We start from the raw sequence: 23155 nt of genomic DNA on the forward strand, positions 1-23155 counted from the left end.
AACAAGAGGAGATTCCCGTGGCCATGATCGGCGGCTCCGGGCCGGTGACTTTCGGCGGAGTGGGGCCGGACCCGTCCGGAGCCAAACAACGCGTCAAACCCGGCACGGCCAAACGCATTCTGCCCTACACCCGGCCGTACCGCTTCAGCATCGGCCTGCTCCTGGTCATCACGACCCTGAACGCCGCCATCACCGTGGCTCCCCCCGTGATGTTCAAGTACCTCATCGACGACGGCATCGCCAAGCGAGACACCTCCCTTGTGATGTGGCTCGCCGTCGCGATCGGTGCGCTCGCGGTGGTCGGACTGGTCGTGGGCTGGGCGGAGACCTGGTACTCGGCCCGGGTCAGCGAGGGCCTCATCTACGAACTGCGCACCGAGGTCTTCGACCATGTGCAGCGCCAGCCGCTGGCGTTCTTCACCCGGGCCCAGACCGGCGCCCTGGTCAGCCGGCTCAACACCGACGTCGTCGGAGCCCAACGAGCCCTGACCACCCTGCTGTCGACCGTCGTCTCCGCCGGACTGACCCTGGCGTTCGTCCTGGTGACGATGTTCCTGCTGTCCTGGAAGATCACCCTGATCGGCCTGGTGATCGTCCCGCTGTTCATCCTCCCCGGCAAGATCATCGGGCGCAGGCTGCAGCGCCTCATGCGAGCCCACATGCAGGTCAACGCCGAGATGGGCTCGTTGATGAACGAGCGGTTCAACGTGACCGGGGCCCTGCTGGCCAAGCTCTACGGCCGCCCCGCCACCGAGGCCGGCCTCTACGCGGAGCAGGCGGGCCGGGGCCGTGACCTCGGCATCCAGACCGCGGTCCACGGCAAGATGCTCTTCCTGTCGATGATGCTCCTGGGCTCACTGGCCACGGCCGCGGTCTACGGCGTAGGCGGAAAGCTCGTCATCGAAGGGTCCTTCTACATCGGCACCCTCGTGGCCCTAGCGACGCTGCTCACCCGTCTGATGACCCCGATCACCCAACTCTCCAACGCGCAGGCCGACGTGATGACCGCTCTGGTCAGCTTCGACCGGCTGTTCGAGGTCCTCGACCTCGAGCCGCTCATCTCCGAGAAGCCGGGAGCCAAGGCACTGCCCACCTTCAGTACGGGCACCGGCAACGGCACCGCGCCGGACATCGAGTTCGAGGACGTCTCCTTCCGCTATCCCCGTGCCCGCGAGGTCTCCCTCGCCTCGCTGGAGTCGATCGCCCTGCCCTCGCCGGAACGCGTGGACGACTCCTGGACCCTGCGGAACCTCAGCTTCACCGTGCCGGCCGGCAAACTCACCGCGCTGGTCGGACCCTCCGGCGCGGGCAAGACCACGATCACGCACCTGGTGCCGCGCCTGTACGACCCCGTCGAAGGGACCGTCCGCATCGGCGGCCAGGACCTGCGCGACCTCACCCTGGCATCGCTGCACGAGACCGTCGGCATGGTCACCCAGGACGCGCACCTGTTCCACATGACCATCCGTCAGAACCTGCTCTACGCCCGCCCCGACGCCACCGAGGCGATGCTCGTCGAGGCATGCCGGGCCGCACAGATCTGGGAACTGATCCAGGCGCTGCCCGACGGATTCGACACCGTCGTCGGCGACCGCGGATACCGTCTCTCCGGCGGCGAGAAGCAGCGCATGGCGATGGCCAGGCTGCTGCTCAAGGCCCCGCCCGTCGTCGTCCTGGACGAGGCCACCGCACACCTCGACTCGGAGTCGGAGGCCGCCCTGCAACGGGCCCTGAAGACCGCGCTCATCGGCCGGACCTCCCTGGTCATCGCCCACCGGCTCTCCACGATCCGCGACGCCGACCAGATCCTCGTCATCGACAAGGGCCGGGTCCAGGAACAGGGCAACCACGAGGAACTCCTGGAGCGCGGCGGACTCTACGCGGAGCTCTACCGCACCCAGTTCGCGGGCCACGGACGCACCAACGGGCACACCAAGCCGGTCCCGCAGCCGGCGGTCGGGCCGCAGTCCTTCGGCGGCGGAGGCGGCGACCCCCTCCCGCCCCTCCCGCCCCCGGGGTCCGGCCCCGCCCCGATGATCCTCGGCGGGCCACCCCCGGCGCAGCGGTGACCCCAGCGGCACCGGCAACCCTGCCGCGCCCGCCCGCGGGAACCGTGTCCGGAACGCGCCCGTCGCGTTCCGGACACGGTGTCGTGACCCGGCCCTTCCTTCCGTGACGGTCCGTTCACGGCAGGAAAAGCCGGGCCACCGCACCGGCCCCGGCAGTACGCTGAACGACGTACGGGCCGGCCACACACACGGACGTGGCCACGCACACAGGACCACACAGGGACGACTGTGTGGGTACGACCGCGCAGACCACGTGGATACGACCACGCAGACACGACACGCGGACGCTGTGACCGGGGTGTGACCACGGTCCGGGCAGGCTGACCGGCATGAACAGCCTGTCCCGCCCGGCTCTCCGGTCATGAAGTGCCGCGCCGGGGGTGAAGAGTTGAGGGTTCTCGTCGTCGAAGACCATGCCGAACTCGCGGAATCGGTGGCACGCGTGCTGCGTCGCGAAGGGATGGCGGTCGACGTCTCCTACGACGGAGCCGACGCACTGGAGCGCGCGACGGTCGTCGACTACGACGTCGTCGTACTGGACCGGGACCTCCCGAAAGTCCACGGCGACGCGGTGTGCGGCGTGCTCGTGGAACAGGAGCACCGGGCCCGCGTCCTGATGCTGACGGCGTCCGCCACGATCGCCGACCGGGTGGAGGGCCTCACCCGCGGCGCGGACGACTACCTGCCCAAGCCCTTCGCCTACGCCGAGTTGGTCGCGCGGATCCGCGCCGTCGCCCGGCGCCCCGAGCAGGCACTGCCTCCCGTCCTGGTCCACGGCGACCTGCGGCTGGATCCGGCCCGCCGGGTGGCCACCCGCGCGGGCAGCCAACTGCGGCTCACGCCCAAGGAGTTCGCGGTGCTCGAATGCCTGCTGGCCGCACAGGGCCGGCCCGTCTCCGCGGAGGAACTCCTCGAACGCGTCTGGGACGAAGCCGCGGACCCCTTCACCAACACCGTCAAGACCACCGTGAACCGGCTGCGGCCGAAGCTCGGGTCACCGCCCCTGATCGAGACCGTCCCCCGCGGCGGCTACCGGATCTGAGATGCCGATGCGCCTGCCCAGCCCACTCCGTCCGATCACCGCAGGCGTCCCGGCACGCCTCCTGCCCCGACGCGTCCGCATGCGTCTGACGGTGCTGTTCGGCCTGCTCTTCGTCGCTTCCGGCGCCGTCCTGCTCGCCATCACCTACTTCCTCGTCTCCCGCCGCAAGGGCAACATCACCATCTTCAATCAGGGCGTCGGCGGACTGCCCATGCCCGACGGCGGCAGGGGCGGCATGGAGGTCATGCCCGGCCAGTCACCTCCCCCCTGGGCCGAGGGTGTCGCCCGGGAACTGCGCGAACAGGCCGTACGGCAGCACGCGTTGGAGATGCACCACCTCCTGGTGCAGTCCGGCATCTCCCTGGCGATGATGGTCGGCATCTCCATCGTGCTCAGCTGGCTCGTGGCCGGCCGTATCGTGCGGCCCCTGCGCACGATGACCTCCACCATCCGGCAGATCTCCGCGCGCAACGTCCACGAACGCCTCGACGCCAAGGGTCCCTCCGACGAACTCAAGGACCTCGCCGACACCGTCGACGGGCTCCTGGGCCGCCTCCAGACCGCCCTGGAGTCCCACAAACGCTTCGTCGCCAACGCGGCTCACGAACTGCGCACCCCGCTCACCCTGGAACACGCGCTGCTCGAAGAAGCCCTCATGGACGACGACACCGACACCTTCCGAACCACCTTCGACCGCCTGCTCGTCATCAGCAGGCAGCAGGCCCGCCTGCTGGAGTCACTGCTCACCCTCGCCAGCAGCGAACGCGGTGTCGAACACCCCGAACCACTGGACCTGGCCGCACTCGCCGAGGACGTCCTGCTGTCCTTCGACGCGGAGATCGACCGGCGCGGACTGACACTGGAGACCGACATCCGGCCGACCGGCATCTCCGGGGACCCCGCCCTCATCCAGCGCCTGGTCGCCAACCTCCTCGACAACGCCATCGACTACAACGTGCCCGTCGGCCGCGTCGAGATCGCCACCGGCACCGACCCCGCCGGCCGCCCCTTCGTCTCCGTCTCCAACTCCGGCAACGACATCCCGCCCGAACAGGTCGACCGACTCCTGGAACCCTTCCAACGCCTCGCCCGCACCCCGGACGACGGCCATCACGGCCTCGGCCTCTCCATAGTCCGCGCCATCGTCACCGCCCACGGAGCCGAACTCGTCGCCCGCGCCCGCCCCGGAGGCGGCCTGGTCATGGAGACGTACTTCCCAGGACGCGTACCCGCCCCGCCGACCGGCATCGGCCAACACCCGGTCCGCAAAGTGGTCGCCCGCCTGTAGGAGACCTGAACCGGAGAATCCCTTTCCGGCATACGCGCCCGGCCCGCGAACCCTCGCGGACCGGGCGCTTTCTCATGTGTCCAACTGAGTAAAACAGCTTGTTGGACACACTCCTCCGTCCCGAATCCGCACACACTGTCGCCAATCAAATGTCCGTGAGAGCATGAACGCGGGCTGGATCATGCCCGTTGTCGATACCCGATATCGATTGCTCATCCGCGAAACACGAATCGCGCCCTGCTCGGATTTTCAGGCCCGGGGGAATGATGAACGGTCAGGCTGATTACGAACTGCCTCTCTTCGATTCTCAAGAGGGAATTCTGCTGGCGCAGCGCATGGAAGAATCGCGCCGGCTCTACAACGTCGGCCAGTACGTCGAAATCGCCGGGGCCGTGGATCCGCATCTCTTCGAACGCTCCGTACGACAGGCCGTCGCCGAGGCGGAGATCCTGCGCGTGAAACTCGTGACGGACGGCGATCGGGTCACCCAACGGTTCAGTGCCGAGCCACAAACACGGGCGGGACACGAGCCGCTGCACCAAGAAGCCCTGCACCACGTGGATCTGAGCGCGGAAAGCGCCCCCGACGAAGCCGCCGAAGCGTGGATACGCGCCGAACTGCACCAGGTCGGCGACCCCACCGAGAGCCGGCTCTTCTCCCACACCCTCCTCCGCCTCGCCCCCGAGCGGTACGGCTGGTTCCAGCGCTACAACCACCTCCTCATGGACGCCTACGGCTGCTCCCTAATCGGCCGCCGCGTGGCGAAGATCTACACGGCCCTCCTGACCGGCGACACCTGCCCGCCCCCCAGCCACGCCCCCCTCCGCGAACTGCGCCGCCAGGAATCCGCGTACCGCGCCTCCGAGGAGTACCGCGGCGATCTCCGGTACTGGACCGACCACTTCGCGGACCGGCCCGAACCCGCGAGCATCCCCGGACGGCGCTCCGACGGCTCCGACGGAGTGCTGCGACAGACCGGCCACCTCCCTCCCGCCGCCGTCGAGGCGCTGCACCGGGCGGCCGCTCTCACCGACGTCAGCTGGCCACGCCTCGTCGTGGCCGCGGTGGCCGCCTTCACGAGCCGACTCGCCGACACCGACGAGGCGCTCCTCAGCCTCCCGGTGTCCGTCCGCACCACCGCGCAGGCCCGACGGACCCCGGTGACGACGGCCAACGTGCTCCCGTTGCGCCTGCCCGTGACCGCCGACACCACGTTCGCGGAACTCGCCCGCCGTGCCGAGAGGGAGGTCGACGGAGCCGTCGAGCACCAGCGCTTCCGCGGCGAATGGCTCCGCCGCAGCGCCGGCTGGCCCACGGGCAGCCGTTGGCAGTTCGGCCCGTACGTCAACATCATGCCGATCGGCGAGACCCTCCGCTTCGGCGAGCACCGCGCTGTCGTGCACGAGCGGTCCAGCCGACGCGTGGAGGAGTTCGGCGTCCTGGTCAGCGGTTGGTCGGACGCCGAGGGAATGCGGGTCACCTTCGAGGCCAACTCGTCCCTCTACGACGCCCAGTGGCTCCGCTCCGCCCACGCCTCGTTCCTGCATTTCCTCGAGCGCGTCGTGGCGGACCCGTCGTCGCCGGTGGGCCGGGTCGAGACGTTGGCGGAGCGTGAACGCGAGCTGGTGGTGGGGGAGTTCAACGAGACGCGGCGACCCGTGGTCGGGGGTTCGCTGCTGGATCTGTTCGGTTCTCATGTGCGGGCGACGCCGGGGGCGGTGGCAGTTCGCTCGGGCGACGAGGTGTTGTCGTATGCGGAGTTGGAGTCGCGGTCGGATCGTCTTGCGCGGTTCCTGGTGGGTGCTGGTGTAGGTCGTGAGCGGGTGGTGGGTCTGTGCCTGCCACGCGGTGTGGACATGGTGGTCGCGGAGTTGGCGGTGTGGAAGGCCGGGGGCGCCTTCGTACCCCTTGACGCTGACTATCCCTCGGACCGGCTTCGGTACATGGTCGAGAACAGTGGTGCGGGTGTGGTCCTGGCCACGGCGGAGACCCTCGCCCGGGTGCCGGCCGGCCCGGCTCGTGTCGTTCTGCTCGAAGAGGTGCCTGAGGCACCCCGTGCGAGTGCACTGCCGGGTGTGACGGATCCGAGTCAACTGGCCTACGTCATCTACACGTCGGGCTCGACGGGCCGTCCCAAGGGTGTGGCGGTCGCCCATCGTGGTGTGGTGAACCTGGTGCAGGCGATGGCGCCTGCTCTGGGTGCGGGTCCTGGTGTGGTGACGTTGCAGTTCGCATCGTTCAGTTTCGATGCGGCGATCCTGGACGTGGCGGTGGTGCTGGGTTCGGGTGGCACGCTGGCGATCGCCACCAGCGAAGAGCGGGCGGAGCCCGGCGCGCTGGCCGGGATGATCGCCGCGCATGGGGTGAGCACGGCCAGTGTCGTGCCGTCGTTGCTGGGAGTTCTCGACCCGGAGCAGGTCTCCGGCATGAAGTCCTGGGTGTTGGGCGCGGAGCGCCTCAGTGCCGACCTGGCCGCCAAGTGGGCGCCCACGGCGAAGATATGGAACACCTACGGGCCCACCGAAGCCACGGTCATGGTGACGGCCGGTGCAGTGGCCGGGACCGTCACGTCTTCCGCTGAGGCACCGGCCATCGGCCGTCCGTTGTCCAACTCCCGTGTGTACGTGCTGGATTCCTTCCTGCGTCCAGTGCCTCCGGGGATCACCGGCGAGGTGTATGTCACGGGTGCGGGTCTGGCCCGCGGCTATATCGCCCGTGCCGATCTGACGTCGGAGCGGTTTGTGGCCTGCCCGTTCGCGGACGGGGGGCGCATGTACCGCTCGGGGGATCTGGCCCGCTGGAACACCGACGGCGAGCTGTCGTTCATCGGCCGGGCGGACGCCCAGGTGAAGGTGCGGGGTTTCCGTATCGAACTCGGCGAGATCGAGGCCGTGTTGACCGCCCACCCGGCCATTGCCCAAGCCGCGGTCGTCGCACGTGAGGACGGCCCCGGCGACAAACAACTCGTCGCTTACGTCGTCCCACAGACGCACGGTGCCGAGGTGCCGGAGCTCCGCGAGTACGTCGGTGCGACCCTGCCCGAGTACATGGTGCCGGCGGCCTTCGTGTCGTTGGACGCGCTGCCTCTGACGCCGAACGGCAAGGTCGATCGGGCTGCTCTGCCGGCTCCCGATCGCGGTGAGGGAGGTGGCGCCGGTCGTGCGCCGCAGGGCGTGGTCGAGGAGCTGCTCTGCGCGCTGTTCGCCGAGGTTCTCGGGCTGGAGCGGGTGGGTGCGGACGACGGGTTCTTCGAGTTGGGCGGGGACTCGATCATGTCGATGATGCTGGTGTCGGCGGCTCAGCGGGCCGGGGTGGCCATCACTGCCCGGCAGGTTTTCGAGTGCCGTACTCCGACGTCTCTGGCCGCCGTGGCCGTCCTCGCGCCGGACGTCCACGTGGGCGGCGGGGACCCCGGTGTGGGCGAGATACCGCTGACCCCGGTCATGCGGGAACTGATCGACCGGGTCGGCCTCGACCGACTGAGCGGGGTCGTGCAGTCCGGCGCGGTGTCCACTCCGCCCGGCCTGCGGTACGACACGTTGGTTCGCGCGGTCCAGACGATGGTGGACCACCACGACGTACTCCGTGCCCGGCTGGAGACCGAGCCGCAGCGGCTGGTCGTGGCCGAGCCGGGCGCGGTGTCGGCCGCTGAGTGGGTCCGCCGTGTCGATGCGACAGCTGCCGACCTGACCCACCTGATGGAAAGTCAGATACGAGACGCCGTGAGCCGGTTGGACCCGCTCTCCGGAACCGTCGCGCAGGTGGTGTGGCTCGACTGCGGGCCGGACGCTCCCGGGCGCCTGCTGCTGACCGCGCACCATCTCGTGGTGGACTCCGTGTCCTGGCGCGTGCTGCTGCCCGATCTCGCCCATGCCTACGCGGAGTTGGCGGCCGGACGCGAGCCCGTGCCGACACCGGTGCCCACGTCGTTCCGGCACTGGGCGCGCCGACTGACGGAACAGGCCGCCGGGGAGGCCCGGTCGGCGGAACTGCCGCAGTGGACGCGGCTGCTCGGCACGGCGGAGCCGCTCCTCACCGAGCGGCCCGTCGACCCCGGCCGCGATCTCGTCAACACCGTACGGCGGGTCTCCGTGACCGTGCCGGCCGAGGTGACGACCGCGCTGCTGACCGCCGTACCGACCGCCTTCCACGCCGGCGTCGACGACGTGCTGCTGACCGCGTTGGGCGCGGCCGTCGCCGAGTGGCGTGGTGCGCCGGAGGACGGCGGACTGCTGGTGGACGTCGAGGGCCACGGGCGGGAGCCGCTGACCGAGGGGATGGATCTGTCGCGCACCGTCGGATGGTTCACCGGTGTGCATCCGGTCCGGCTCGACCTCGGCACGACCGATCCGGCCGAGCTGCGGTCTGGCGGTCCGGCGGCCGGGCAGGCGCTCAAGCGGGTCAAGGAGCAGCTGCGGGCGATACCCGGCGACGGCCTCGGCCACGGCCTGCTCCGGTACCTCAACCCCGAGACCGCGGCCGTACTGGCGGAGCTGCCGTCGGCCCAGATCGGCTTCAACTACCTGGGCCGTTCCACGGCAGCCACGCGGACGCCCACGGGAACACCCGCACAGGCACAGGCGTCCTCCGATGCGACCGCCTGGACGCCGACCGGTGAACTCGCGCTCACCGCGGGTTCCGACGGGGAGTTTCCCGTGATGCACGCGGTCGAGGCGCTCGGCGAGGTGCACGACCGCGCCGACGGACCCGAGCTCACTCTCACCGTCGCCGCGCCGGGACGGCTGCTCAACGAAGCGGCGGCACGCGCCCTGGCGGACGGCTGGGCGGCGATGCTGGCCGGTCTGGCCGCGCATGTGACCCGCTCCGGCGGCGGCGGCCGTACCCCGTCCGACTTCCCGCTGGTCGCACTCGGGCAGCATCAGGTCGAGGCGCTGGAGTCCGACGTCGAAGGGCTCACCGACGTCTGGCCGCTCGCGCCGCTTCAAGAGGGCCTGCTGTTCCATGCCCTGTACGACGAACAGGCCGCGGACGTCTACGTCGAGCAGATGGTCCTCGGCCTCGAGGGCCCACTGGACGCCGAGGTCCTGCGGGCCTCCTGGCAGGCCCTGCTGGGCCGGCACCCGAGCCTGCGGGCCGGATTCCGGCAGGTCGCCGGGTCGGAGCGTCCGGTGCGGGTCGTGGTGGACGAGGTCGTGCTGCCCTGGCGACAGGAGGACCTCTCCGGACGGGACGAGGCCGACGCCTGGGCGGAGTCGGAGCGTCTCGCGATCGAGGAACGTGCCCGCCGCTTCGACGTGACACGGCCGCCGCTGCTGAAGGTGCTCCTGGTCAGGACGGGACCCGATCGCCACCGCATGCTGGTGACGCTGCATCACCTGGTGCTCGACGGCTGGTCCCTGCCCGTGCTGCGCCGGGAGCTGTGGGCCTGCTACGCGGCGGGCGGCAGCGCGGCGGACCTGCCCCCGGTGACCTCCGAGCGGACCTATCTGTCCTGGCTGGCCGGGCAGGACGAGGAAGCGGCCCGGGAGGCATGGCGCGCGGAACTGGCCGGACTCGAGGAGCCCACCCGGATCGCGCCCGCGGACCGCGACCCGGGTGCCACGTCCGAGACCGTGTCCCGCAAGGCCTCGTACCACCTCGTAGAATCCCTCGGCGAGTTGACCCGCGGCCGGGGCGTGACGCTGAACACCGTCGTCCAGACCGCGTGGGCTCTGGTGGTCGGCCAGTTGACCGGCCGCGACGACGTGGTCTTCGGCGCCTCCGTGGCGGGCCGGCCCGCCGACCTGCCGGGCATGCAGACCATGCTCGGCCTGTTCATCAACACCGTCCCGGTCCGCGTGCGCCTCGACCCGCGACAGACCGTCGCCGACACCCTTGCCGCCCTCCAGGCGCACCAGTCGGCCCTGCTCGACCACCAGACTCTCCGCCTCAGCGAGATCCACCGCCTCGCCGGACCGGGCGCCGCCTTCGACACGCTGCTGGCCTTCGAGAACTACCCCTCCCGCATGAACCCCGCCACGGCCACGGGCACCGACGGACAGGCCCCCGACGGCGTGTCCCTCACCGAGGCCTGGATGCGCGAGTCGGTCAACTACCCGCTCGGCCTGGTGGTGGACCCGCTCGACGGACTCCGCGCACGCCTGACCTACTGGACGGACGTCCTCGACCACCCCACCGCGACCTCCCTGCTCGACCGCTTCCTGCACGCTCTGGAACAACTCGCCGCCCACCCGGACGCACCCGTCGGCCGCCTCACGCTCATGGACGACGACGAACGGCACACGCTCACGGGGGAGTTGAACACCACAACCCGGCCGATCCCCTCGTACTCCCTGCCGGAGCTGTTCCGCGCGCGAGCGGCGGAAACTCCGGACGCGGTGGCCGTGACCGGTTCGGACCGCGACTGGACGTACGCGGAACTCGCCACGACGGCACAGCGGGTGGCCCGCGGACTCACCGCGCGAGGGGTGCGCCGCGGCGACCTGGTCGGGGTGGCACTGGAGCGCTCACCCGCCTTCATGGCCGTGGTGCTGGGCGTCCTCCAGGCAGGGGCGGCCTACGTACCCGTGGACTCGGACTGGCCGGAGCAGCGCCTGCGGCTGATGCTGCGGGACACGGTCCTGACCGTGACGGAGACGGACCCGGCGGACGCGTACACCCACGAGGACGTGGACGTCGTACCGGCCGCAACGCTGCTCGCGGAAACCGACGCGATCACCCGAACCGGAACCAGTGACATACGCCTGACCGCTCAGGACGCGGCGTACGTGATGTACACGTCCGGATCGACCGGTGTTCCCAAGGGAGTTGTGGTCACGCACGGCGATGTGGTGGCCCTCGCACACGACCGCCGATTCACACACGGGCACGAGACCGTCCTGATCCATTCCGCGCGGACCTTCGACGCCTCCACATACGAACTGTGGGTACCCGTCCTCAACGGCGGACGTGCGGTGATCGCCCCGCCCGGTGTCCTCACCCCGGCGCTCGCACGCGAGTGGATCGACCGGTACGGGATCACCGCGATGTGGCTCACCGCCGCCCTGTTTCACCTGTTCGCCCAGGACGACCCCGGCTGCCTGCGCGGACTGCGCGAGGTGTGGACCGGAGGGGACGCCGTGCGGTCCGAAGCGGTCCGACGGGTGCGCGAGGCCTGCCCCGGCCTGGTCGTCGTGGACGGCTACGGCCCCACCGAGACCACGACCTTCGCCACCTCCCACCGCCTGGACCCGATGGCACCGGTGCCGCCGGCCATGCCCATCGGACGTCCGCTGGACAACATGCGCGCCTTCGTCCTGGACACGTTCCTGCGACCGGTTCCCGCCGGCGTGTCAGGGGAGTTGTACGTCGCCGGCGCGGGGGTCGCGCGCGGCTACCTGGGGCGCGGGGCGCTGACCGCGGAACGCTATGTGGCCTGCCCGTTCGTCCCCGGCGAGCGCATGTACCGCACCGGAGACCAGGTGCGCCGGACCACCGGCGGCGAGCTGGTCTTCGTCGGCCGGGTGGACGCGCAGGTGAAGGTGCGCGGCTTCCGGGTGGAACTCGGTGAGGTGGAAGCGGTGTTGACCGCTCATCCGTCCGTGGGCCAGGCCGTGGTCGTGGCCTGGGAGGACCGTCCCGGAGAGAAGCGGCTCGTCGGTTACCTGGTCCCCGAGGACCCGGACGTCGAGCCGGCGGAGGTACGGGGGTATGTGGCCCAAGCCCTCCCGGAGTACATGGTCCCGGCGCTACTGGTCGTCCTGGACGCCTTGCCGCTGACCGTGAACGGGAAGGTGGACCGCGCGGCTCTGCCCGTGCCGGACTTCGCGAGCCAGGTGTCCGGGCGGACGCCGGTGGGCCCCGTCGAGGACCTGCTGTCCGGCCTGTTCGCCGAGATCCTCGGGCTGGAGCGGGTGGGCGCCGACGACGGGTTCTTCGAGTTGGGCGGCGACTCGATCATGTCGATGCAGTTGGCGTCGAGGGCACGCCGCGCGGGGCTGGTGATCACACCCCGGCAGGTGTTCGAGGAGAAGACCGTCGAGCGACTGGCGACCGTCGCGGAGTCTCTGGTCAGTGGTGACGGCGAACCCACGGGAGACACGGGTGTGGGCGACGTGCCCTGGACGCCTGTCATGCGCGCCCTGGGCGAACGGATCGTCGGACCGCACTTCACCCAGTGGGTGGTGGCCGGTGCACCGGCGGACCTCGACCTGGCGGTGCTGGGCCGGGCTGTGGGAGCGGTGGTCGACGGTCACGGCATGTTGCGGGCGCGGGTGGCCGGCGATGACTTGAAGCTGCTGGTGAGCGAGCCGGGTTCGGTGGATGCGGCGGGTTTGATCACCCGGGTTGATGCGGCTGCTGCCGAGGATCTGGACGCGGTGGCGGGGCGTGCGGCTCGTGAGGCGGTGGGGCGGCTGGATCCCGCGGCCGGGGTCATGCTCCAGGTGGTGTGGGTGGACGCCGGTACTGGCCGGGTGGGTCGACTGGTGTTGGTGGTGCACCACTTGGTGGTCGATGGGGTGTCGTGGCGGATTCTGCTGCCGGATCTGCAGGGCGCGTACGAGGCTCTGGTGGCCGGGCGGGAGGCGACGCTCGACCCGGTGGGGACGTCGTTCCGCCGCTGGGCCGGGGCTCTCGCCGAGCAGGCCGTCAGCCCCGAGCGGACCACCGAACTCGACGGCTGGTTGCGAGTGTTGGGCGAAGAGCACCCGGCACTGGGCCGTCGGTCGCTTGATCCGGTGGTGGATGTGGCCGGCACGTTGCGACGCCGGGAGTGGGTGGTGCCCGCCGACACGGCGGCGACGGTGGTGGGCCGGACTCCAGTGGCGTTCCACTGCGGTGTGCACGAGGTGTTGCTGTCGACGCTGGCCGGGGCGGTGGGCCGGTGGCGACCGGAGGCCGCGGACCTGCTGGTGGACGTGGAAGGACATGGCCGCGAGCCGGTCGGGAATCTCGATCTGTCGCGCACGGTGGGGTGGTTCACGAAGATCCATCCGGTACGGCTCGACGTCACCGGAGTCGATCTGGCGGACGCCGCCGCGGGAGGCGTCGCGGCCGGCGACCTGGTGAAGGCGGTCAAGGAGCAGTCTCGCGCCGTTCCCGGCGACGGACTCGGGTTCGGCCTGCTCCGTCACCTCAACCCGGAGACGGCGGCTGTCCTGGCCGACGCGCCGGCTCCGCAGATCGGCTTCAACTACCTGGGCCGATTCACGGCCGGCACCGGCACCGACAGGGAGTCGGTGGGGGCGTGGGAGATGGCCGGAGAGACGGCTGTCGCCGGTTCCTCCAATCCCGACATGCCGGTGGCCCACGTACTGGAGGTACGGGCCGTCGTACGCGACACCGCCGATGGTCCCGAGCTGACCCTGACGCTGAGTTGGCCGGTAGGAGTCCTGTCCGACGTCGAGGCGGCGGCACTGGGCGAGACCTGGGTGCGGATGCTGACGGGCTTGGCCGCCCACTCGGAGGCCGCCGGTGCGGGTGGTCATACGCCGTCGGACTTCCCGTTGGTGGAGGTTTCGCAGGCGGGTGTGGTGGAGCTTGAGGCTGCGGTTTCGGACTTGGTGGATGTGTGGCCGTTGTCGCCGTTGCAGGAGGGGCTGCTGTTCCACGCTGCTTTTGATCAGGACGGTCCTGATGTGTATGAGGGGCAGCGTTCGCTGATCGTTGAAGGGCCTCTGGACGTGGCCAGGTTGCGGTCGGCGTGGGGGGTGGTCGTTGAGCGCCATCCGGTGTTGAGGGCGAGTTTCCATGCGGGTGTGGCGGTGTCGGGTGGTGCGGTCCAGGCGGTGTCGGGGCGGGTCGCGGTGCCGTGGACCGAGGCCGACGTATCCGAGCTGACCGAACCCGAGGCGACGGCCGAGATACGACGCCTGGCCGCCTTCGAGCAAGCCGAACACTTCGATCTGACCAGGCCGCCGATGCTCAGGCTGCTGCTGATCCGGGTTGCCCATGACCAGCACCGCTTGGTGATCACGAGTCATCACATCGTGCTGGATGGTTGGTCGTTGCCGGTGTTGGTGGGTGAGGTGTCGGCGGTTTATGAGGCGGGTGGCAGTGGGCGTGGGCTGCCTGCGGTGGGGTCGTATCGGGAGTATCTGGCGTGGCTTGCGGTGCAGGACAAGGAGGCCGCGCGGGCAGCGTGGGAGAGGGAGTTGGCGGGTGTCGAGGGGCCGACGTTGGTGGTGTCGGCGGAGTCGGTGCGGTCGGTGGTGGTGGTGCCGGAGCGGGTGCGGTTCTCGCTGGAGGACGAACTGTCGCGGGGGCTGGTGGAGGTGGCTCGGGCGCATGGGCTGACGGTGAACACGGTGGTGCAGGGTGCGTGGGCGTTGGTGCTTGCGCGGCTCGCTGGGCGGGAGGACGTCGTCTTCGGGGCGACGGTCGCCGGCCGGCCTCCGGAGCTGCCGGGCGTGGAGTCGATGATCGGTCTGTTCATCAACACGCTTCCGGTGCGGGTGAGTTTGGACGGTGCTCAGTCCTTGCTCGATCTGCTGGCGGATCTCCAGGAGCGTCAGTCGGCGTTGATGTCGCATCAGCATGTGGGGTTGCAGGAGATCAATCAGTGGGTGGGTGAGGGGGCGTCCTTCGACACGTTGGTGGTGTACGAGAACTACCCGCGCGCCACCAGCGAGCCCTCGACCGGGCCTGACGCCATCACCATGCGGTCCGCCGGCATCCCGCTCGACGCGGGGCACTACCCCCTGAGCCTTGTCGTGGATCCGGGCCACTCACGTCTTCACGCCGAACTCGTCTACCGGCCGGATGTGTTGAGTGGGGCGCGAGCGGGTGAGGTGTTGGCGTCGTTCGTGGGTGTGTTGGAGCAGTTCGTCGCGGACTCGTCCCGGTTGGTGGGGCGGGTGGGTGTGGTGGGTGCGGTTGGTCGTGAGCTGGTGGTGGAGGGGTGGAACCGTACGGCGGTGGCGTGGGTGCCTGAGGTGTTGCCGGAGTTGTTCGCTGCTCGGGTGGCGGTGTCTCGGGATGCGGTGGCCGTGGTGGGCGGCAGCGAGGCGTTGTCGTATGGGGAGTTGGAGGTGGAGGCGGCTCGGTTGGGTCGTTTGTTGGTGGGGTTGGGTGTGGGTCCTGAGTCTCGGGTGGGGGTGGTGGTGGAGCGGTCGGTGGCGATGGTGGTGTCGTTGCTGGGTGTGTCGGTGGCGGGTGGTTGTTTTGTTCCGGTGGATGTGGGTTATCCGGCGGAGCGGGTGGCGTTCGTGCTGGGGGACGCGGATCCGGCGGTGGTGGTGTGCACGTCGGGAACGCGGGGTGTGGTGCCGGCCGGGTTCGCGGGCCGGGTGGTGGTGCTGGACGATCCGGCGGTGCAGGCCCAGTTGGCCGACCTGCCCGGTGCTCCGGTCGCTGACGGGGAGCGCTTGGCCGGGTTGCGGCCGGATCATGCGGCGTACGTGATCTACACGTCCGGTTCCACGGGCACTCCCAAGGGCGTCGTCGTCCCCCACGCAGGGCTGAGCAACCTCGTCGCGGACCGCGTCCGCCGCTACCGGATCGGGACGGACAGCGGGGTGTTCCAGCTCGTCTCACCCAGCTTCGACGTCTCCATGGCCGACATCTGGCCCGTTCTGTGCGCCGGGGGTCGGCTCGTACTCGCCCCGGAACGGCTGCACGACACCTCCGGCGACGAACTGACCGACCTGATGCGCCGCCACCGCGTCACCCATGTCGCCGCGACCCCCACCGTGCTCGCGCAGTTGCAGACGGAGCGACTGCCCGAACTGCGCTCCGTCGTCATCGGCGGCGAGCCCGGATCCGAAGACCTGCGGCGCCGTCTGTCGCAGGGGCGTGAGCTGGTCAACGAGTACGGCCTCACCGAGGCGACGGTCGCCTCGACCGTGAGCCGTCCACTGAACGGAGCCGGGACACCGCCGATCGGCCGGCCCATCGACAACACCCGCGTGTACGTCCTCGACTCCTTCCTTCAGCCCGTACCGCCGGGTGTGGCAGGGGAGTTGTACATCGCGGGCGTCGGGCTCGCGCGTGGCTACCTGGAGCGGGCGGGGCTCACGGCGAACCGGTTCGTGGCTTCTCAGTTCGCGCAGGGCGAGCGGATGTACCGCACCGGGGACGTGGTCCGCTGGACCGACGACGGACAGTTGCTCTTCGTCGGCCGCGTGGACCACCAGGTCAAGGTCCGCGGTCACCGCATCGAACTGGGCGAGATCGAAGCCGCCCTCGCCGACAGCCCTGGGGTGGCGCAAGCCGTCGCCCTCGTCCAGGAGGAACGACCGGGCCAGCGCCGCCTCATCGGCTACGTGGCCCGGAGCGGTTCGGAGCTGGATGGCGGTGCGGTGCGCGAGCACGTCGCGAAGACGCTGCCGGAGTACATGGTGCCGGCGGTGGTGGTTGTTCTGGACACCCTGCCGTTGACGTCGAACGGCAAGGTGGACCGGGCCGCGCTGCCCGCTCCCGACTTCGCGGAACGGGCCGTGGGACGAGCGCCTGTGGGTGAGTTGGAGGAGTTGCTGTGCACGCTGTTCGCCGAGTCCCTGGGGCTTGAGCGGGTCGGCGCGGACGACAGCTTCTTCGAGTTGGGCGGGGACTCGATCATGTCGATGCAGTTGGCGTCGCGTGCTCGTAAGGCCGGTCTGGTGGTCACTCCCCGGCAGGTCTTCGAGGAGAAGACCGTCGAGCGGCTCGCGGAGACGATTGCCGCAACAGGCGCTCCCAGTAGTGCACTTGCAGCCGATGTGGGTGTGGGCGAGGTGCCCTGGACCCCTGTCATGCGGGTGCTCGGCGAGCGTGTGGTGGGCTCGGCGTTCGCACAGTGGATGGTCGTCGGGGCCCCGGCGGATCTGGATGCCGATGTGTTGAGTCGGGCCTTGGGTGCGCTGCTGAACGGTCACGACATGTTGCGGGCGCGGGTGGTCGGGGATGAGTTGAAGCTGGTAGTGGGTGAGCCGGGTTCGGTGGATGCGGCGAGCTTGATCACTCGGGTTGATGCGGGTGTTGCTGAGGATCTGGACGCGGTGGCGGGGCGTGTCGCCCGTGAGGCGGTGGGGCGGCTGAATCCTGCGGCCGGGGTCATGGTTCAGGTGGTGTGGGTGGATGCCGGTGCTGGTCGGGTGGGTCGACTGGTGTTGGTGGTGCACCACTTGGCGGTGGACGGAGTCTCGTGGCGGATTCTGCTGCCGGATCTGGAGGGCGCGTACGAGGATCTGCTGGGCGGGCGTGAGGTGGTGCTCGATCCGGTGGGTACGTCGTTCCGCCGCTGGGCCGGGGTTCTCGCCGAGCAGGCCGTCAGTCCCGAGCGCGTCGCTGAACTCGACGGCTGGCTACGGGTGTTGGGGCAAGCAGATCCCACCTTGGGCCATCGCCCGTTGGATCCGGCTGTAGACGTGGCCCGTACGTTGCGGCGCCGGGAGTGGGTGATGCCCGCCAGGCAGGCGGCCATCCTCGTCGGTCGTACGCCGACGGCGTTCCACTGCGGTGTGCATGAGGTGTTGTTGTCGACGTTGGCCGGGGCGGTGGGCCGGTGGCGGCCGGATGCGGCGAGCGTTCTGGTGGATGTGGAGGGTCATGGTCGCGAGCCGGTCGGTGACGTGGATCTGTCGCGGACGGTGGGCTGGTTCACGAGCGTCCAGCCGGTACGGGTCGACGTGACCGGCATCGATCTGGCGGACGCGGCCGGAGGAGGTGCCGCGGCCGGCGACTTGGTGAAGGTGGTCAAGGAGCAGGTCCGTGCCGTACCCGGTGACGGGATGGGCTACGAACTGCTGCGCCACCTCAACCCGGAGACGGAGGCCGTCCTTGGCGCCGCACCGCGGGCGCAGATCGGCTTCAACTATCTGGGCCGGTTTGCCGCGGCCGCGGCCTCGGCGGACGCGGGTCCGGCTCGGCCCTGGCAGCTGGCGGGGGAGAGCGCGGTGGGCGGTTCCGCCGACCCCGACATGTCGGCGGCGTACACGCTGGGTGCCGGTGCCGTCATCCGCGACACCGCCCGGGGGCCGGAGCTGACTCTGAGCCTGAGCTGGCCGGAACGGCTGCTCACCGAAGCCGAAGTGGAGGCGCTGGGCCGGGCCTGGGTGGACCTGCTCTCCGGCCTCGCCGCGCAGACGGACGTTCCTGCCGCCGGCGGGCACACCCCCTCCGACTTCGGCCTCCTGGACCTCGCGCAGGACGAGGTCGACGAGTTCGAAGCGATTGCCGCACACCTCGAAGGAGGGCTGTCCCAGTGACATCAACCCGTGGCACCCAAGGGTCGGCGCTCGCCGAGGTGTGGCCTCTCTCGCCGTTGCAGGAGGGCCTGCTGTTCCACGCCGGCTACGACGACCGAGGGCCGGACATCTACGGTGTGCAGTTCGTGCTGGCCGTCGACGGCCCTCTCGACACGGCGCGCTTCCGGGTGTCATGGGAGGCGTTGGTCAGGCGTCACGCGACTCTGCGGGCCGGCTTCCACCGCCGGGCCTCGGGCGAGCCGGTGCAGCTCATCATGCGCGAGGCCGCCCTGCCCTGGCACGAGACGGACCTCTCCGCCCTGTCCGAGTCCGAGGTCGCGGCAAGGCTTGAGGAACTCGCCGCAGCGGAACGCGCCCGGCGACTCGACCTGGCCGTGCCCCCGCTGCTGCGCCTGGTCCTGGTCAGGTTGGCCGACGAACGCCACCGCCTGATCATGACCACCCATCACATCCTCATGGACGGCTGGTCGATGCCCGTCCTGATGAGCGAACTGTCCGCGATCTACGCCGCTGGCGGTGCCACCACCGGACTCGGACGAGCGCATTCGTACGGCGAGTACCTGGCGTGGCTCGACCACCAGGACAAGGAAGCCGCGCGGGCGGCCTGGCGCACGGAACTGGCCGGCACCGACGAGTCGACCCTCGTCGCCCCCTCCGATGCCACCCGGATCGCCGTACTGCCGGACGAGGTGGCGGTCGACCTCGGCCCTCAAAGCAGCGCCGCTGTCGGCGAGTTGGCCCGCACGCATGGTCTGACGGTGAACACGGTGGTGCAGGGTGCGTGGGCGTTGGTGTTGGCGCGGTTGGCGGGGCGGGAGGACGTCGTCTTCGGGGCAACGGTGGCCGGTCGGCCTCCGGAGTTGCCGGGTGTGGAGTCGATGATCGGGTTGTTCATCAACACGCTTCCGGTGCGGGTGCGGTTGGACGGCGCACGGTCGGTGCTGGAGACGTTGACCGACCTCCAGGACCGGCAGACGCGGCTCATGTCCCACCAGCACCTGGGCCTGGCCGAGATCCAGAAGCTCACGGGCGTCGGAAGCGTCTTCGACACCCTTGTGGTCTTCGAGAGCTACCCCCATGTGTCCGTCGACGCGCCAGGTCCGGAGTCCCTCTCCGTCGCCATCCTCGAAGGACACCAGTCGACCAACTACCCGCTCACTCTCGGCGTTCTGCCCGGCGACTCCCTCCAGTTCCATGTCACCTATCGCCCGGATCTGTTCTCCCGGGCGGAGGCGGGTGCTGTGGGGCGGCGGTTGGTGCGGGTGTTGGAGCAGGTCGTTGCTGATCCATCTTTGCGGGTTGCCTCTGTCGATGTGACGGACGTGAGCGAACTGGCGTCGGTGGTCGGGGAGTTCAACGACACGCGGCAATTCGTGGACGGTGACTCGCTGCTGGATCTGTTTGGTTCTCATGCGCGGGCGACGCCGGGCGCGGTGGCGGTTCGTTGCGGCAACGAGGTGTTGTCGTATGCGGAGTTGGATGCGCGGTCGGATCGTCTGGCGCGGTTCTTGGCGGGTGCTGGTGTAGGTCGTGAGCAGGTGGTGGGTCTGTGCCTGCCACGCGGTGTGGACATGGTGGTCGCGGAGTTGGCGGTGTGGAAGGCCGGGGGCGCCTTCGTACCTCTGGATCCCGACTATCCCTCGGACCGGCTGCGGTTCATGGTCGAAAACAGTGGTGCGGGTGTGGTGCTGGCTACGGCGGAGACTCTTGCCCGGGTGCCGGCCGGTCCGGCCCGTGTGGTCCTGCTTGAAGAGGTGCCGGCTGAGACCGGGGACGAAGATCTCTCTGGAGTCGCGGATCCGGGTCAACTGGCCTACGTCATCTACACGTCGGGCTCGACGGGTCGTCCCAAGGGTGTGGCGGTTGCTCATCGTGGTGTGGTGAACCTCGTCCAGGCGATGGCGCCCGCCCTGGGTGCGGGCCCTGGTGTGGCGACGCTCCAGTTCGCCTCGTTCAGTTTTGACGCGGCGATCCTGGACGTGGCCGTCGTCCTGGGTTCGGGTGGCACGTTGGCGATCGCCACCAGCGAAGAGCGGGCGGAGCCTGGTGCGTTGGCCGGGATGATCGCCGCGCACGGGGTGAGCACGGCCAGTGTCGTGCCGTCCCTCCTCGGGGTCCTCGACCCCGAGCAGGTCCCCGGCATGAAGTCCTGGGTGTTGGGTGCGGAGCGCCTCAGTGCCGACCTGGCCGCCAAGTGGGCGCCCACGGCGAGGATTTGGAACACCTACGGGCCTACCGAAGCCACCGTCATGGTCACCGCCGGCCCCGTCGCCGACGACATCAAGGCGACCCACGATGCGCCGGCCATCGGTCGTCCGTTGTCCAACTCGCGTGTGTTCGTGCTGGATTCCTTCCTGCGTCCGGTGCCGCCGGGGATCGCGGGCGAGGTGTATGTGACGGGTGCGGGTCTGGCCCGCGGCTACATCGCGCGCGCCGATCTGACGTCGGAGCGTTTCGTGGCCTGCCCGTTCGCGGACGGCGGGCGCATGTACCGCTCGGGGGACCTGGCCCGCTGGAACACTGACGGCGAGCTGTCCTTCATCGGCCGCGCGGACGCCCAGGTGAAGGTGCGGGGTTTCCGTATCGAACTCGGCGAGATCGAGGCCGTGTTGACCGCGCACCCGGCCGTTGCCCAAGCCGCGGTCGTCGCACGTGAGGACGGCCCCGGCGACAAGCAACTCGTCGCGTATGTGGTCGAGGTCGGCGGAGCAGGCCCGTCCGGCGGGGATCTGCGGGCGTTCGCCGCCCAGCGGTTGCCTGACTACATGGTCCCGGCGGCCTTCGTGTCGTTGGACGCGCTGCCCCTGACGCCCAACGGCAAGGTCGACCGGGCCGCCCTGCCCGCTCCCGATCGCGGTGAGGGAGGTGCCGCCAGTCGCGCGCCCCAGGGCGTGGTGGAGGAACTTCTCTGCGCGTTGTTCGCCGAGATCCTCGGGTTGAAGCGGGTGGGTGCGGACGACGGGTTCTTCGAGTTGGGCGGCGACTCGATCATGTCGATGCAGTTGGCGTCGAGGGCGCGTAGGGCGGGTCTGGTGATCACGCCTCGGCAGGTCTTCGAGGAGAGGACAGTCGAGCGGCTGGCGCTGGTCGCGGAGGCGACAGGCGCGAGTGGCTCTGCGCGTACCGGTGATGTGGGCGTCGGCGAAGTGCCCTGGACGCCCGCCATGCGAGCGGTGGGTGAACGATCCGCTCGCCCGGGATTCGCGCAGTGGGTGGTGGCCGGTGCGCCGGCGGACCTGGACCCGGATGTACTGAGCGGAGCTGTGGGCGAACTGCTGAACAGGCATGACATGTTGCGAGCCCGGGTGCTCGGCAGCGAGCCGAAACTGATCGTGGACGAGCCCGGTTCCGTCGATCCGGCGGGCCTGATCACTCGGGTCGCAGCGAGCGTCGACGAAGTGGACGCGGTGGCGGGGCGTGCGGCTCGTGAGGCGGTCGGCCGTCTCGATCCGGCGGCCGGGGTCATGGTGCAAGTCGTATGGGTGGACGCGGGTCCGAGCCGCGTGGGCCGACTGGCTCTGGTGGTCCATCACTTGGTGGTGGACGGAGTCTCCTGGCGGATCCTGCTGCCCGATCTGCAGAGGGCGTACGAGGATCTGGCCGCCGGCCGGACCCCCGTACTCGATCCGGTGGGGACGTCCTTCCGTCGCTGGGCCGGAGTACTGGCCGAGCAGGCCGTCAGCCCTGAGCGGAACGCCGAACTTGGCGACTGGCTTGCCCTGTTGGGACAGGACGACCTCACCCTGGGCCGTCGGCCGCTGGACCACACGACGGACGTCACCCGTACGTTGCGGCACCGCGACTGGGTGGTGCCCGCCGAACAGGCGGCCACGTTGGCCGGCCGGACCCCGGCGGTCTTCCACTGCGGTGTGCACGAGGTGCTGCTGTCGACGCTCGCCGGGGCGGTGGGCCGCTGGCGGCCGGATACGACCAGCGTGTTGGTCGATGTGGAGGGCCATGGCCGCGAGCCGATCGGTGACGTCGATCTGTCGCGGACGGTCGGCTGGTTCACCAGCGTGCGGCCGGTACGGCTGGACGTGGGCGACGTCGATCTCGTGGACGCGGTCAAGGGCGGGCCCGCGGCGGGCGACTTGGTGAAGACGGTCAAGGAACAGTCCACCCAAGTCCCCGGTGACGGTCACGGATACGAACTCCTCCGCCACCTCAACCCGGACACCCGTACCGCCCTCGAAGCCGCCTCCAGTGCCCAGATCGGGTTCAACTACCTGGGCCGGTTTGCCGCGGCCTCGGCGGACGCGGGTCCGGCTCGGCCCTGGCAGATGGCGGGGGAGAGCGCGGTCGGCGGTTCTGCCGACCCCGACATGCCCGTGGCGCACGTACTGGAAGCGGGTGCCGTCATCCGTGACACGGCCGAGGGACCGGAGTTGACGCTCACCCTCAGCTGGCCCGAGGGCGCGCTGGACACCGCTGATGCGGAAGCGCTAGGCGCGGCTTGGACGGATCAACTCGCCGGACTCGCCGCACACACAGACGCACCCGCCGCCGGCGGACACACCCCCTCGGACTTCGGGCTCCTGAACCTCGCCCAGGACGAAGTGGACGAACTCGAGGCCGAGTTCGCAGACGACACCGACTTCTAGACATCTCGACGCAAGCCGCTGAGGAGACA

General features: G+C 69.9%; 5 protein-coding genes. All 5 read left to right on the plus strand.

All coding sequences use genetic code 11. The features are described 5' to 3' along the window. Positions 1-23: 23 nt before the first annotated feature. Positions 24-2069, plus strand: a complete 2046-nt coding sequence (locus ACWD5F_RS41570) for an ABC transporter ATP-binding protein (protein WP_451261413.1) — start codon at positions 24-26, stop codon at positions 2067-2069. 388 nt (positions 2070-2457) lie between these two features. Beyond that, on the plus strand, positions 2458-3111 hold the full coding sequence (locus tag ACWD5F_RS41575) for a response regulator transcription factor (protein ID WP_401726206.1): 654 nt from the start codon (positions 2458-2460) through the stop codon (positions 3109-3111). A 79-nt stretch (positions 3112-3190) separates the two neighbouring features. Continuing rightward, on the plus strand, positions 3191-4399 hold the full coding sequence (locus tag ACWD5F_RS41580) for a sensor histidine kinase (protein WP_451261389.1): 1209 nt from the start codon (positions 3191-3193) through the stop codon (positions 4397-4399). 266 nt (positions 4400-4665) lie between these two features. Continuing rightward, on the plus strand, positions 4666-18525 hold the full coding sequence (locus ACWD5F_RS41585) for an amino acid adenylation domain-containing protein (RefSeq protein WP_451261390.1): 13860 nt from the start codon (positions 4666-4668) through the stop codon (positions 18523-18525). Next, on the plus strand, positions 18522-23126 hold the full coding sequence (locus ACWD5F_RS41590) for an amino acid adenylation domain-containing protein (RefSeq protein WP_451261391.1): 4605 nt from the start codon (positions 18522-18524) through the stop codon (positions 23124-23126). Before ACWD5F_RS41585 ends, ACWD5F_RS41590 begins: the two co-directional genes overlap by 4 nt. Positions 23127-23155 lie beyond the last annotated feature (29 nt).

Source organism: Streptomyces sp. NPDC002499, from assembly GCF_053595415.1.

Coding starts and splice junctions, on each gene's coding strand:
- ACWD5F_RS41570 (WP_451261413.1), top strand. CDS start 24: ATGATCGGCGGCTCCGGGCCGGTGACTTTCGGCGGAGTGGGGCCGGAC.
- ACWD5F_RS41580 (WP_451261389.1), top strand. CDS start 3,191: ATGCGTCTGACGGTGCTGTTCGGCCTGCTCTTCGTCGCTTCCGGCGCC.
- ACWD5F_RS41585 (WP_451261390.1), top strand. CDS start 4,666: ATGAACGGTCAGGCTGATTACGAACTGCCTCTCTTCGATTCTCAAGAG.